Origin of the sequence: Fodinibius salsisoli, from assembly GCF_026229185.1 — a bacterium.
Taxonomy (GTDB): domain Bacteria; phylum Bacteroidota; class Rhodothermia; order Balneolales; family Balneolaceae; genus Fodinibius; species Fodinibius salsisoli.
Genome location: NZ_JAGGJA010000019.1, coordinates 1 through 13,307, shown reverse-complemented (window position 1 = coordinate 13,307; position 13,307 = coordinate 1). Strand labels below are relative to the sequence as shown.

Here is a 13,307-nt window from a genome sequence, read left to right as displayed (position 1 = left end):
CTGAAAAATAAACAATCCTCTGGGCCCAGCCCCGAGGTATTAAAACAGGAATACATTCACTTCTTATCTTAATGAAAACCTCAGGTTTTCAAACTTTCCTTGTCTTACCCCAAGGCAAGCCTCGGAGAATTCTTTGAGTAAAACGGTCGAAAAGAGAGGGGCTTTTCTTACCATAACAGAGGTGGAACCAGTAAAATAACACAAAAAGGCACGCCTTTGAACGTGCCCTTTGCTCTACTTACGGATGCCTAATTCGCTGATAAGCTCACGATATTTTTCAATATCTTTTTTCTTCAGGTAGTTTAACAGCTTTCTTCTCTTCCCTACCAGTTTCAATAGCCCCCGGCGAGAAGCATGATCTTGCTTATTATCTTTGAGATGCCCCGTTAAGTCATTAATCCGCTCAGTAAAAATAGCAATTTGAGCTTCTGTTGACCCAGTATTGTCTTTGGATCCACCAAATTTCTCAACAAGTTCTTCTTTGCGTTCTTTTGTTATCGACATGTGATAATTAAATTCTTTTTCTTTACTACAACTACTTATTTTTCTAATCTTAATAGCGGTCAAAGATAAGCTATTAAGCAGTTGTTTGCAATTAATTAATGACCGGCAAGCAATTCTTGGGCTTTTTTTTCATCTTTTTTCAGCTGCTGGATAAGTTCATTTATTCCATCAAACTTTATCTCTTTGCGGATACGATTAAAAAAACGGACCTGTACTTCCTTACCGTAGATATTTTCATCGAAATCAAACAGGTTTACTTCAAGAGTTCTCACCTTACCGTCAAAGGTGGGACGAGTGCCAATATTCATCATCCCTTTAAACCAGTTATCCATGACCCGAACTCGTACAGCATACACCCCATCCTGGGGGAGAATCTTTTCTGGATGTTCAGGTTTAATGTTGGCAGTAGGATACCCAATCTCTTTACCCCGCTTGTCTCCATGCACAACCATACCATTCAGTCGATAAGGGCGCTGAAGAAATGTTGCCGCTCGCTCTACATTGCCCTCTTCACTGATAGCTTTTCGGATGGCTGTGCTACTGACCGTTTGATCTCCAATTTCACGTTTTGAAACCACATAGGCATCAAAGTCAAGCTCCTTGCCAAGTGTTTCAATAGTTTCAATGGTTCCCTTCCTGTCGCGACCGAAGTGATGGTCATAACCAATAACAAACTCACTCACTCCTATTTTCTCATAAATGACATCACGTATGAATTCTTCGGAACTTAAAAGTGAAAAATCACGATCGAATGGAATTACGACCATTTCATCAATTCCAAGTTCTTTCAAAATCTCTGACCGCTCCTGGGTGGTTGTCAATAATTTTATTCCTGACTCGCCCGGATTTATAATATTACGTGGATGGGGATCGAAGGTGACTAACACACTCCGGGCCTTTCGCTCTTTTGCTTTGCGTACCACCGTATCTAAAATAGCCCGATGTCCGGCATGCACTCCGTCAAAAGTTCCTACCGTCAACACGGTATTGGGATTGTGCACCACATCATCCAGTAAAATAAGCTCAGCCATTACTACAGTACATCATTTAGGATATTACAAGAAGTTTGTTGAAGCTATAAAGTAGGGAAAAGCTGTAACGACGCAAATTTCTATTTAGGGATCCTACATCTAATCGACAGTATTGAGCCTCTGCCAACTCACTCCTCTTCAGAACTGTTGTGACGCTCCTCTCTCTCCTTGCGAACTTTCTGAAATAAGTTCTCCATCTTTTCGACATATTCTGCCGTTTGGTCGTTAATAAAATGGAGCTCAGGAATACGTCGGACCTGATGTCGTATTTTATCGGCTAAATCCTTTCTGATATTGGCCTTATTCTCCTCAAGATGGGCAAACAGAGCCTCCTCATCTTTGCCGGGAGCGTATACACTCAAATGTACTTTGGCAATCATCAAATCAGGGGTAACCTCGACTTTTGTTACCGTCACAAAAGAGCCGCTGGCTTGATAACTTTTTTGAATAATTTGACCGAGGTCCCGTTTTATAACGGCACCCAGTCGTTCAGTACGGATACTCATATCTACTTACAATATCTTAAATAAGTTTGAAAGGATTAGTCGTTCCCTTTCACATCCTCAAGGCTACGACGCTCTTCAATGACCTCATAATTTTCAATGACATCACCGACTTTCAGATCGTTGTAATTTACAATACTGAGTCCACATTCATAGCCGGTCTGTACTTCTTTGACGTCATCTTTAAACCGCTTAAGCGAGTCAATTTCACCGTCATAAATCACCACTCCATCGCGCACAATGCGAACCGGATTATTGCGATTCACTTTACCGTCGGTTACATAGCAGCCTGCAATGGTTCCCACACTGGAGACCTTGAATATTTCTCGCACTTCCGCATTTCCAAGGAGTTTCTCGCTAATTTCTGGTGAGAGCATACCTTCCATCGCATCTTTGACTTCGTCAACGGCATCATAGATAACGCTGAATAATCGAATATCGATCTCTTCGTTATCTGCTACCGATCGTGCATTGGAAGTTGGCCGTACCTGGAAGCCAATGATAATAGCATCGGAAGCTGAGGCTAACAGTACATCGGATTCCGTAATTGCTCCTGCTCCTTTATGGACAATATTAACGGATACTTCATCATTGCTTAACTTCTGTAACGAACCGGAAAGGGCTTCGATAGAACCATCCACATCGGCTTTAATAATAAGGTTCAGATCGGAAACTTCACCCAGGGCCAGTCGGCGTGAGAGATCATCCAGTGACAGATGCTTAGATTGACGCAATTCTTGCTCGCGGCGAATTTGCTGTCGCTGGCTGGCAATTTCTTTAGCCTTCTTCTCATCCTCGAGCACAACAATTTTATCACCGGCTTGCGGAATATCATCAAATCCTGTTAGCTGAACAGGTTCTGAAGGCCCTGCAGCTTCCACACGGTTACCAAGTTCATTTTCCATGGCTCGAACGCGGCCAAAGCAAGGTCCTGCAACAAATGAATCTCCCACACGCAGGGTACCATTTTGAACCAGAATGTTCGCGACTGTTCCTTTACCTTTATCGACTCTCGCTTCAAGCACCACGCCATCGGCTTTACGATCGGGGTTGGCCTTAAGCTCCATCAGCTCAGATTCAATGAGCACTTTTTCTAACAACTCAGGAATTCCTTCTCCCGTCTTTGCCGATACCTCGGCTGCCTGATTTGTACCGCCGTATTCCTCAACAATCACATCGTGCTCAGCCAGTTGCTGCTTAATCTTTTCAGGTTTAGCACCGGGCTTATCCATCTTATTAATCGCAACAATGATAGATACGCCGGCCGCCTTGGCATGGTTAATAGCCTCAATGGTCTGGGGCATCACAGCGTCATCAGCGGCAACAACCAGGATAACAATATCAGTAGCCTGGGCACCACGCGAACGCATCGCTGTAAAAGCTTCGTGACCGGGTGTATCAAGGAATGTAATGGGGCGTCCATCATCAGTTTTAACCTCATAAGCACCTACGTGCTGGGTAATTCCACCGGCCTCGCCTTCAGCAACCTGCGACTTTCGGATATAGTCCAACAACGAAGTCTTTCCGTGATCAACGTGTCCCATAACGGTAATAATTGGCGCTCTGGGCCGTAAATCTTCCGGATCATCTTCTTCGAGCTCAATCTCTTCGATAGCTTCCTCAGCATCGACAAACTCTACTTCATAATTGAATTCTTCAGCTACGAGTTCGATTGTGCTGGCATCCAGACGCTGATTGATTGAAACCATCATGCCCAGATTCATGCACGTAGTGATTACTTCATTAGCCTTTACATCCATCAGTTCGGCTAAATCACTTACGGTTATAAATTCTGTAACTTCTAACAGACCTTCTTCTAACTCTTCCAGTTCAGCCTGCAGCTGTTCTTCTTCCTCGCGTTCTTCCTTACGCTGCTTTCGTCGCTTCTGACGACGGCTACCGACTGTTTCTGACGACTGCATCTTACGCAGCGTCTCCTTCATTTTCTGTTCTACATCTTCATCGTCAACACGGCTGCCTCTACGCTTACGACGTTTTTTCTTCTTCTTACCCTTTTTCTTTTCACGCTTGGCCGATTTCGTATTGGATCCTTCATCCTCATCACGGCGATCTTTCTTGCGCTTCCGTTTTTTACGGCGCTTGGGCTTACTGTCGTCTATCGTAACCTTACCTACCACTTTGGTTCCTTTCAGACGACCAGCACGTCCACGGATAACTCCTTGTTCTCGCGTTTCTTCCTCTTCATCTTCATCAGCCTCATCTTCGTCGTCAGATTCTTCTTTCTCTACTTCAGCAGACTCAGGCTCATCATCTTCTTCTGATTGTGGCTCTTCCTCCTCTATTTCTTCCGAAACGGGCTGCGTATCTTCTTCCTCTTCATCAGCCTCTTCCTCTTCAACCTCTACATCTGACGTATCTTCGCCTTCATCGGTCTCACCTTCGACCTCTTCGGAATGGTCAACCTCTTCGGAATCACTGACTTCAGCAGTTTGAGGCTCTTCAGCTTGTTCTTGAGTATCTTCTTCCTCCTCAACAACATCGGCATCTTCCTGGTCTTCTTCCGTTTCCGCCGCTACAGGATCAGGCTCAACGTCTTCTTCAGGTTCTGGCTCTTCTTCCTCTATTTCTTCCGAAACGGGCTGCGTATCTTCTTCTTTTTCTTCTGGCGTTTCTTCTTTTTCCTCAGCTTCAACTTCTTCAACGGACTCAGGCTGTTCTTCTTTTTCCTCTGGTTGGGACTCTTCCTCAGACTCAATCTCCTCTTCCGGGGTGTCCTCTTCCTCCTCACCTTCTATAGGTTCCAGTCCTCCAATCTCTTCAGGCTCTTCCTCTTCTTCGGGCTCAAGAGGTAAATCCTCCTCGGGCTCCAAAGGAAGATCATCCTCGAGGGGTTCAAGGCTATCTTCTATAGAAACACTCTCATTACGGCTGGACCGAATCTGATCACGTCGGCTGGCATAATCTTCTTTTGCCTTAGCATGCTGTTGGCTATTAGCTTTGTCAACGCCATATACCTCTTCCAGCACCTCGTACATTTCGGGTGTAACTTTGGTGTTGGGCTTATTGGTAACATCAAAGCCTTCTTCCGATAGCGAATCTACAATCGAAGTCGTAGATACGTTAAATTCAGATGCAACTTTAAATAACCGTTTTGGCTTTTTCTTTGGCGACATATAAATGTATTTCTGAAAAGTGCGTTTCCTATGTTATCTGTTTAATTCGGCCCTTAGAACCTTTCCTTATCGGTTGCAAGTATAAGGTAAAACTTATTCAGGGGAAATCTAAGTTTCAGAACTAATCTTCATCCTCGAATTCATAAGCAATAATATCGATGATGCGTTCTGCTTGGTCTTCGGTAATTTCTCCCTCAGTTCTGCGAACGATTTCCTCTTCATCAAGCTCTAACACCTGTCGAGCCGTATCACAGCCGATATCATGAAGCAACTGAATAACCTCTGGACCGAAGTCAATTTCGAACTCCTGCAGGTCAATATCATCTTCCTCTTCAACCTCACGATAGACGTCAATTTCACACCCTACCAACTTGGAGGCCAATCGAATATTGACGCCTCCTTTCCCAATGGCTTTGGATACTTCATCGGCGGGCACCAAGACCTTCGCCAGGCTTCCATCCTCCGTCAGATCGACACTCAACACTTCGGCCGGCTGCAAGGCCCGCTTTATAAACTCATGCTGGTCGTCGGTATAATTGATGACGTCAATATTTTCATTCTGAAGTTCGCGAACGATAGCGTGAATTCGGATACCTTTCATCCCGACACAAGCGCCGACGGGATCTACCCGCTCATCGTGCGACATGACAGCCACCTTTGAGCGATCTCCCGGCTCACGTGCAATCCGAACCAATTCAATGATGCCATCAAAAACTTCCGGAATTTCATTCTCAAACAAACGCTCGAGGAACAAGGGGGAAGTCCGCGAAATAATCACCGATGGATTGCTGTTATACCGCTTAACCTCTTTGACCACGGCCCGGATGGTATCGCCCTTGCGGTAACGATCTTTGTAAATCTGCTCCTTCTTAGGCAGCACCAATTCTACACCATTATGATTAATCAGCATCTCACGGCTTCGAATCTGATACACATCTCCAAGAACTATTTCCCCTACACGATCGGAGTACTCTTCGAAAATATTATCTTTCTCAATCTCGCGAATGCGCTGAGCAAGCTGTTGGCGGGCCATCATAACCGCACGACGGCCAAAATCGGTAATCGACAGTTCCTGTGCAAACTCATCATAGAGTTCCAGGTCAGGATCGTGCTTCAGAGCCTCATCTATGGTAATTTCCTGTACCTCATCCGTCAGTTCTTCTTCAGGTACCACCTCACGAATATGGAGTATCTGGATCTCTCCCCGATCCGCATTTAAAATCACCTCAAATGCTTCATCGGAACCATACTTTTTACGAATCATGGTTCGAAAGACATCCTCGAGAATCGACAATAATAAATCTTTTCCGATGTCTTTATCCTTTGCTATCTCAGCAAAAGATTGAATTATTTGTTTCGATACATCATTTGCCATCGTTAGACTCCTGTCTGCTTAAAATTATTTAAAAGAAGGAATAATTTTGGTTTCAACCAGATCATCAAAGGGCAGGGTAACTGTCGTTTGTTCATTGATCTCTACAATAATACCTTGTTCGGAGATATCCTGTAAGGTTCCTTCAACCCTTAGGTCTTCTCCGCCCTGCTCATATTTCACTTTAACTTTGCGGCCTTTATTCTTCGGATATTGCCGCCGGTCAACCAATGGACGATCTAAACCCGGAGACGAAACGTTAATACGGTAACGTCCCGAAAATAGCTCGTGCGCATCCATTAAAAAGCTAATTTCATTACTTATGTCGGCGCATTCATCCATGTTCACGCCGCGCTCTTCACCATCAACGGACACCCAGACTTCCGGGATATCGCCCCCTTTAATTTCCACATCAACGAGGAAAAAGTCGGTCGTCGCAAGTACCGATTCTGACAGTTCAGAAATTTTATTTATAACCTTATTAGACACAATTTTCTTAATTAACAGGTACAAAAAAAAGCGAGTACCTCACGGCGCTCACTTAAAGCAATCAAAGATACCGTTAATCCGTTAAAAAAACAACTATAGAAGACTATCAAATATCTACTTGAAATTTAGCTATGGATAAGATGATTTTTTACTATTTCTATTGTAGATTTTTGCTTTAACGTTACCTAAGCTGACCCTAGCACTACTACTTAGTAAGAATAATCAAACTATAACACCCTTTACCACCAACAATCGTCTTTATGAATCGAACGCTATCCCTCTTTCTGATCGCCGCATTTGCTATGCTCACAACCGCTTGTTCTCAAGATTCTGAAACGGAAGATAACGATCCTTCTTCCCAGGACCGCAGTACTTCTCTGGAGTACGTACGCTCTATTTCTTTTCTTTCCGCCGACACTGATACCATCTCAACCATAGAAGCAGCCTTGGCAGATGATGATAAAGAGCGAAGCCAGGGCTTGATGGATGTGCGAAGCCTTCCTGCAGATAAAGGAATGCTCTTTATTTTTGAGGAAAATAAACCCCGTGGATTCTGGATGGCCAATACCCCTCTCCCACTGGATATCATTTTTGTAAATGCTGATAAGCAGATTGTACGTATCCATCACAATGCAGAACCTTTTTCGGAAAAAAGCTTACAGTCCGGGAAGCCTGCTCAGTATGTTATTGAGACGAATGCCGGATACTGTATTTCCCACGACATCCAGGAAGGTATGAAGGTGGCCTTTTAATAAATCCGATGTAAACAATAAGCAACAAAAAGGCCAAAAAACTCTGGCTGTGATAAGCGTTCACTTAATACTCAGTTTCAAGCGTGGACGCTTGAAACAGCCAGAAGATAGTTTAACCTGTCAGGCTATTCAGTGCTCTCAATTCCGAAATATCGGTTAAATAATTCCTCGGCAAGCCTTTCCCCTTCTTCGGTAACAACGACAGATTTAGCTTTGCTTTTGGGGTTACCGATGTATCCTTTTTCATGAAGACGATCCAAGTGTTCCCAATTGTGCCCTTTCCAGGCTCGCACGGCATCTCCTTTGTCAAACATGGTAAGCCAAAGGAAAGCAAGCATCATTTCATCAACTTTATCTTTATTGTATTCCATTTTCAAGATGGCTGAATATATTCTGAATAATTAAAAGCCGCATAAACTGCCCTGTGGAACCTCCCGAAGGGTCGGGAGATCTCGCAGCAGCATTCCATGGGGCCCGGTTGCGCTGGTTATACACCCAGCTTGGCAAAAATGGCTTCCAGATTACGGAATGCTGATACTTTGAACGTGCTTTCGACGCTATTACCAACACCAACAAATTGATAACCAAGTTGATTGCTAGCTATTCTGTCCCATTCTCCATCACCAAAATATGTTTTTTTATGGGCGGTCTTTCCATTCAATGCCCGTCTTTCAGCAATTTGCATAATTTCGATGCGATCTGGTGAATCTGAGGCTGTAGCGAGTGGAAAACTACCAGAATCGATTCCGATCGCCTGAAGTTTCATTCGTGCAGTTTCTTCCCAACCACCAGTAGCAATAGCAAGCGCTACTCCTTTTTTTGTACTTAGAGCTTCAATCAACTTTTTAGCCCCTGGGATTTCAGTGAGGGAACCTGAAAGGTTTGATATATAGTCCTCGGTCTTTTTGACAAAACATCGGTGTACTTTTCGATGAATATCTATACTAGAGTGGTGCAGGTTATTTTCCTCAATGATTTGATTTAGAATGCCACTGTCAGTTACTTGTTTATACTTGCTCCAATCTGAACCAATTTCCACATTTAGCACTTTTTGTATCGACTCCACATACAAATTGCTATCAAAATCTTGTGAGTCTATCAGAGTCCCATCGATGTCAAAAGTAACCAGGTGCATAAAAATTCATTTAGGCGCTCATGCCGTTGTTAGGTTTCTAATTTTCTTTTATAAGTTTTAGAATAACTTCATAATCTAACTTTCCAAATTGATAAAAAGTCTTTTCTTCTAAATTGATTAGATAGTTGGTAGGATACATGAGTATTCTAAAATCATGTTCGATATTTTCAGATACTTCGATATGATTCCAACTTAGATTCTCACTTTCAATAATTTCTTCCGCTTTAGGATAATTTGCAGCTTTTAAAAAACTTAAGATCTTAATTTTTTTACCATTCCCGCTTCTCAATTTTTTTAGTTCAGAGATTTCTGCTATACAGGGACCACACCACTCACCCCAAAAATTTATCAAAAGAAACTCAGTATCATAATCACTGATATTGACTAACTCCCCTTCAATACTGTTAAATTTCATCTTAAAAAATGGAGATTTAAGACGACCAGAGGCAGAGGCCTGAATACTATTATTTATCTCTTTGTGTGAAAAAGTTAGAAAAGGATGTGCTGTTGGATTGTTATCTATTCGTTTAACCTGCATGTAATTTCCATATTTTTCGATATCGGTTACAATAAAATTATTATTACCAACAGTAAGGGTGTCTTCTAAACCAAATATTTCACTTCTCTCATAATAACTTAACTTTCCGTTATTGTTTAAATCTAAATAAACTCTATCGTCATCGTCGTTATACAGACCATTGACGCTATAATCAACTAACCCAATCATAGTTGTGCCCTGGGGATGTGTTAATTTACCTCGTCTAAGATTTAATCGCTCTGTAAAGTAAAATGAACCTTTTGATCCATCGAAAGCAGGATTATGTCTTCGCCAATAGTTGATCCAGTAGGAATTTAAACTGCCATCCGAGTCGAAATTGCTTTTAATAAATTTTTCTTTTTTTATAGACTCGCCTATAACTTCTGATGGAAGTCTTAAGAGAAGTCGTCCCGTTTTTTGTTTGGGGTCAGTTGGGTCAGTAATCCAAAATTCAAATCTTTTTTTTGTATACGGAAAAAAGTAACTCTGCTGATCTTTTGTTATTATCTCATCGTTATCAAGGTCTATATGCAGTAGCTCTCCATCAGTTTTCTTTTCAACAACAATGTCCATTTTTGGGTCTTCAGAAGTTTTGAAGGTGTAAAAGACGACTAGATAAAAAAGTTCATTCTTTTCCCATTCTTTTGGTATTGAAACTGATGTAGTTGGTTTTTTAGTAAAGGATTTGATGCCCTTATCCACATAGTCATGGGTAGTTGGTTCTCCTAATTTTATCGTTTGCACTTGACCCAATAAAGCCAGAGGAGAAGTAATTAATACAAAAGAAAATATTAAGTATTTAAAACTCATAGGTTTAATTAAGAAGGAAATTAGAAGCATAACGACCTTGCGGACTACTACGCCGAAGTAGCACGGCTACGTAGGCTGTACATAAGGTGCGCACGAAATGCTGTTTATTTTGCAACTAACGAAAGATGAAACTCAAAACCAAGGCCGGCAAAGAATTGGCGAGGCACGTCCCTGTTGAAGGGGTTAGGTTCGCGCATTTATGGGGCAAACATTTCTTGTAATGTATTTAACGTTTTATCTTGGGCAGAAGAACTAATAGTTCCGAGTTTTTTGATCAGTCGTTGCTTATCGACCGTTCGAATTTGATCTAAGACGATCTGTCCGCGTTTCTTTTGAAATGTAGTTGTAACTCTTGATGGGTAATTCTTGATAGTCGACGTCATTGGAGCAATAATAACAGTCCGAATATGCCGATTCATTTCATTTGGGGAAATAATCAGGGAAGGGCGGGTTTTCTTTATTTCTGAACCTTTGGTTGGATCAAGAGATATTAAATAGACATCAAACCGCTCGACTGGTTCCCGTTTTACCATGTCCACTCAGTTTCATCCCACTCGCTTGGGGCCTCAACTTCTTCTTTGTCAATCAACTGGTCATCATCTTTTTGGGCCATTTTTTCAAAGGCACTATCCCAGCCCTTGCGGGTTTGCTTGGCAGAACGCAGGATGATTTGATTGTCTTTGAGGATCATTTCAATTTCTTCAGATAGCCCAATTTCTTCAATGACAGGCTTCGGAATGCGAACCCCTTGGGAGTTTCCTATGCGAATAAGCTTTGTTTTCATAACACTAAGATCTAATCAGATTCTGTTATAATGTAATTACATTATAAGTACTATGCAACGACTGAAATAGGATTTTAGTGCGTAACGGCCTTGCGCATAACCGGCGTGCAGGCCAACGTAAATTATTAATAAAAGTAATTGTAGCTATAAAAGGATTGGGAAGCAAGGAATTGGCGGGGCACGTCCGCGTTGATGCGCGGGTTATAGTTAAATTATCCCATCTTATTTTTCCAGTAATTAATTGTATATGCTACTAAAGTGAATATGTAAGAAATAGATGTAACTCCTGCGAGAATTACTGAAAACCAAAATATGACTACAAGGCAATAATATTCTGAAAGACCAACACCCAATAGACAAATTACTAAAGCCCATAAATTTTGATTCAGGTTGATTTTGAAATGATCGGTAGCGGACATAATCAATTTTTGAGGATTAGCGAATAGAATTAAATAAAATTATTGTCGGTCAATTCCTTTACTATTTCTCTAACATCATCATTCTTTATTTTATCAACTAATGCTATTCGTTTACCTAGTCCATTTAGGGAGGTACCGGAAATTATTCCTTCACTGCGATTATTACTGATCCAAAATCTGTCATGGAAGATACTCGTATTAATAAATTGAACTTTGATTTTTTCCCTTTCACAGATCCCTTTTATGTAATTATAAAAACGCTTATTTCGACTAGACTTTTTACTTATAAAAATTATCTCATCAAGCTTTGTAAAATATCTACTTAGAATATCTTCAAGTAATTCCCATTCACTTTTATTGGATGTTGCGAATAAATATGAGTCGATAATTATTAATTCTTCATTTATTCCGACAGAATCTAAAAATCTTTGGAAAATATTTACTATGGCATTTTTGCTCTCGCCTCTTTTAACAATATCTTCATTTACTTGTTTTAAGTTGATTAGGGTTGAAAATCCATATTCTAAAATGTATTCAATAAATTGTTCGCGAAAATGTATTACAGGATCATGGATTTGAGACACTTCAAAGTCTGATAAATCGACTAGCCTGTCATTTGCTAAATCTACAACGATCTCTTCTGCAAAATTGAATTCATCTTTAAGGGGCTTCAGTTGCCAGTATATATTTTGATCCATGAGCTGTATTCTTATTTAACTATAACGACATTGCGCATAAGCTGCACGCGATGAAATGTTGAATTAGCAACTAACGAAAGAAGAGCCTCAAAACCAAGGCCGACAAAGGATTGGCGAGGTGCGTCCGCGTTAATGCGCGGGTTAGCTACATTTAGTAGTGATTAAATGAGATATTTTATTATAAGAAACCAGATTTCATAACCTGCTAGAATAACTCCACAAGAACCAGCTATTAACGTAAGATTCAGATGTTCTTTTCTATATTTGGTGTAGATTAAAATAGGCAGAAGTAGAATTACAACTCTGATATAAAAGAAGATACTTTGCATGCGACTGTCTTTTAGCACATACCTACCTTGATCTATTTTTGCTACATCTTTTCTTACCTCAAATATTCTTGATCGAAATATTTGCAGAGTATCCCCAACTGATAATTTCCTAGCGAAGGGATCTGACAATTCAATTGAAGAAGTACGATTCAAAAGTGGCTTATTCTCATTGTAAATGGTGACATGCATGAAGGTTTCTTGAGGCTTCTCTTCATCAAATATCAAGTAGAAGTAATCACCTCTGTCATATGTATTATCAATACGTTCTTCTAGCCAATAAACTTTAACCTGCTCAGCGGATATTAAAGGGAGAGAAGAGTCGAAAATAAATAATAGAGCTACTAAGATTGATGGGATCGAACCGAATTTAATAAAAGTTGTAATCCAGTCATTATAATCAGTATCAACCTTGTTTCTTTGTTCAAGCCACTTCTGATGATTGTTCATTTAAGATGATTTAGTAAATGTAGCTAACGACATTGCGCATAAGGGGCGTGCAAAATGACGCTGAATTTCTTTTAAAATGTACTACGGAAACTGAGAAAATCGAAACTGGCAGCCAACGGCGAGGCACGTCCCACTTAATCATACTATTAGGGCACCCTCAAGGTTGACGTTCTTCACAGAAGAGGTCACCTTGGTTGTTCCACCACGAACGAACCCTATGAGGATGCCCATGAAGAAGATTACACAATGTTATGACAGGGACAAACCTGATCCCTCACATTTGCTTTTGGCAATTGATGTGAGCAGTCGCCGGCTGGATCTGTACAGCCGATACCGGCAAGACGGGCACGAATACGAGATCA

Annotated in this window: 14 protein-coding genes; 1 reads left to right on the top strand and 13 read right to left on the bottom strand. The window is 41.2% G+C overall.

What is annotated here, in order from left to right:
- Positions 1-234: 234 nt before the first annotated feature.
- The 6 genes from rpsO to rimP form a co-directional block, all read right to left on the bottom strand.
- Positions 235-504 carry a 30S ribosomal protein S15 gene (gene rpsO, locus J6I44_RS18780; protein ID WP_265767744.1) on the bottom strand — a complete coding sequence of 90 codons (270 nt, stop codon included), beginning with the start codon at positions 502-504 and terminating at the stop codon, positions 235-237.
- A gap of 95 nt (positions 505-599) precedes the next feature.
- Positions 600-1,535, bottom strand: a complete 936-nt coding sequence (locus J6I44_RS18775) for a bifunctional riboflavin kinase/FAD synthetase (protein WP_265767743.1) — start codon at positions 1,533-1,535, stop codon at positions 600-602.
- Between the two features lie 128 nt (positions 1,536-1,663).
- Positions 1,664-2,041 carry a 30S ribosome-binding factor RbfA gene (rbfA, locus tag J6I44_RS18770; protein ID WP_265767742.1) on the bottom strand — a complete coding sequence of 126 codons (378 nt, stop codon included), beginning with the start codon at positions 2,039-2,041 and terminating at the stop codon, positions 1,664-1,666.
- 35 nt (positions 2,042-2,076) lie between these two features.
- Positions 2,077-5,172: a translation initiation factor IF-2 gene (gene infB / locus J6I44_RS18765; protein WP_265767740.1), complete on the bottom strand. Its 3,096-nt coding sequence runs from the start codon at positions 5,170-5,172 to the stop codon at positions 2,077-2,079.
- Between the two features lie 121 nt (positions 5,173-5,293).
- Complete coding sequence (gene nusA, locus J6I44_RS18760) at positions 5,294-6,547, bottom strand: transcription termination factor NusA (RefSeq protein ID WP_265767739.1); 1,254 nt, start codon at positions 6,545-6,547, stop codon at positions 5,294-5,296.
- A gap of 24 nt (positions 6,548-6,571) precedes the next feature.
- Entirely contained in the window at positions 6,572-7,033 is a 462-nt protein-coding gene (gene rimP, locus J6I44_RS18755; RefSeq protein WP_265767737.1) for a ribosome maturation factor RimP, read from the bottom strand.
- A 260-nt stretch (positions 7,034-7,293) separates the two neighbouring features.
- On the opposite strand from rimP, the gene J6I44_RS18750 reads away from it, so the two are divergent.
- Complete coding sequence (locus tag J6I44_RS18750) at positions 7,294-7,785, top strand: DUF192 domain-containing protein (RefSeq protein ID WP_265767736.1); 492 nt, start codon at positions 7,294-7,296, stop codon at positions 7,783-7,785.
- Between the two features lie 125 nt (positions 7,786-7,910).
- Here the strand turns inward: J6I44_RS18750 and J6I44_RS18745 are convergent, their stop codons facing one another.
- The 7 genes from J6I44_RS18745 to J6I44_RS18715 form a co-directional block, all read right to left on the bottom strand.
- Complete coding sequence (locus J6I44_RS18745) at positions 7,911-8,156, bottom strand: DUF6429 family protein (protein ID WP_265767735.1); 246 nt, start codon at positions 8,154-8,156, stop codon at positions 7,911-7,913.
- A 116-nt stretch (positions 8,157-8,272) separates the two neighbouring features.
- Positions 8,273-8,920, bottom strand: coding sequence for an HAD family hydrolase (locus J6I44_RS18740; RefSeq protein WP_265767734.1), 648 nt, complete (start codon positions 8,918-8,920; stop codon positions 8,273-8,275).
- Positions 8,921-8,957: 37 nt separating this feature from the next.
- The gene (locus tag J6I44_RS18735; protein WP_265767733.1) at positions 8,958-10,268 is read right to left on the bottom strand and encodes a TlpA family protein disulfide reductase; all 1,311 of its coding nucleotides are present in this window, start codon (positions 10,266-10,268) and stop codon (positions 8,958-8,960) included.
- Between the two features lie 197 nt (positions 10,269-10,465).
- Positions 10,466-10,801 carry a type II toxin-antitoxin system PemK/MazF family toxin gene (locus J6I44_RS18730; RefSeq protein WP_265767732.1) on the bottom strand — a complete coding sequence of 112 codons (336 nt, stop codon included), beginning with the start codon at positions 10,799-10,801 and terminating at the stop codon, positions 10,466-10,468.
- Positions 10,795-11,052, bottom strand: coding sequence for an AbrB/MazE/SpoVT family DNA-binding domain-containing protein (locus J6I44_RS18725; protein WP_265767731.1), 258 nt, complete (start codon positions 11,050-11,052; stop codon positions 10,795-10,797). Before J6I44_RS18725 ends, J6I44_RS18730 begins: the two co-directional genes overlap by 7 nt.
- 448 nt (positions 11,053-11,500) lie before the next feature.
- A complete protein-coding gene (locus J6I44_RS18720; RefSeq protein ID WP_265767730.1) occupies positions 11,501-12,169 on the bottom strand; it encodes a hypothetical protein in 669 nt (222 codons plus the stop codon).
- Between the two features lie 161 nt (positions 12,170-12,330).
- Positions 12,331-12,945 carry a hypothetical protein gene (locus J6I44_RS18715; RefSeq protein WP_265767729.1) on the bottom strand — a complete coding sequence of 205 codons (615 nt, stop codon included), beginning with the start codon at positions 12,943-12,945 and terminating at the stop codon, positions 12,331-12,333.
- Between the last annotated feature and the right edge of the window lie 362 nt (positions 12,946-13,307).

Bases quoted from the DNA above. Each gene is read 5' to 3' on its own strand.
- rpsO (WP_265767744.1), bottom strand. From the start codon at position 504: ATGTCGATAACAAAAGAACGCAAAGAAGAACTTGTTGAGAAATTTGGT.
- J6I44_RS18775 (WP_265767743.1), bottom strand. From the start codon at position 1,535: ATGGCTGAGCTTATTTTACTGGATGATGTGGTGCACAATCCCAATACC.
- rbfA (WP_265767742.1), bottom strand. From the start codon at position 2,041: ATGAGTATCCGTACTGAACGACTGGGTGCCGTTATAAAACGGGACCTC.
- infB (WP_265767740.1), bottom strand. From the start codon at position 5,172: ATGTCGCCAAAGAAAAAGCCAAAACGGTTATTTAAAGTTGCATCTGAA.
- nusA (WP_265767739.1), bottom strand. From the start codon at position 6,547: ATGGCAAATGATGTATCGAAACAAATAATTCAATCTTTTGCTGAGATA.
- J6I44_RS18750 (WP_265767736.1), top strand. From the start codon at position 7,294: ATGAATCGAACGCTATCCCTCTTTCTGATCGCCGCATTTGCTATGCTC.
- J6I44_RS18745 (WP_265767735.1), bottom strand. From the start codon at position 8,156: ATGGAATACAATAAAGATAAAGTTGATGAAATGATGCTTGCTTTCCTT.
- J6I44_RS18740 (WP_265767734.1), bottom strand. From the start codon at position 8,920: ATGCACCTGGTTACTTTTGACATCGATGGGACTCTGATAGACTCACAA.
- J6I44_RS18735 (WP_265767733.1), bottom strand. From the start codon at position 10,268: ATGAGTTTTAAATACTTAATATTTTCTTTTGTATTAATTACTTCTCCT.
- J6I44_RS18730 (WP_265767732.1), bottom strand. From the start codon at position 10,801: ATGGTAAAACGGGAACCAGTCGAGCGGTTTGATGTCTATTTAATATCT.
- J6I44_RS18725 (WP_265767731.1), bottom strand. From the start codon at position 11,052: ATGAAAACAAAGCTTATTCGCATAGGAAACTCCCAAGGGGTTCGCATT.
- J6I44_RS18720 (WP_265767730.1), bottom strand. From the start codon at position 12,169: ATGGATCAAAATATATACTGGCAACTGAAGCCCCTTAAAGATGAATTC.
- J6I44_RS18715 (WP_265767729.1), bottom strand. From the start codon at position 12,945: ATGAACAATCATCAGAAGTGGCTTGAACAAAGAAACAAGGTTGATACT.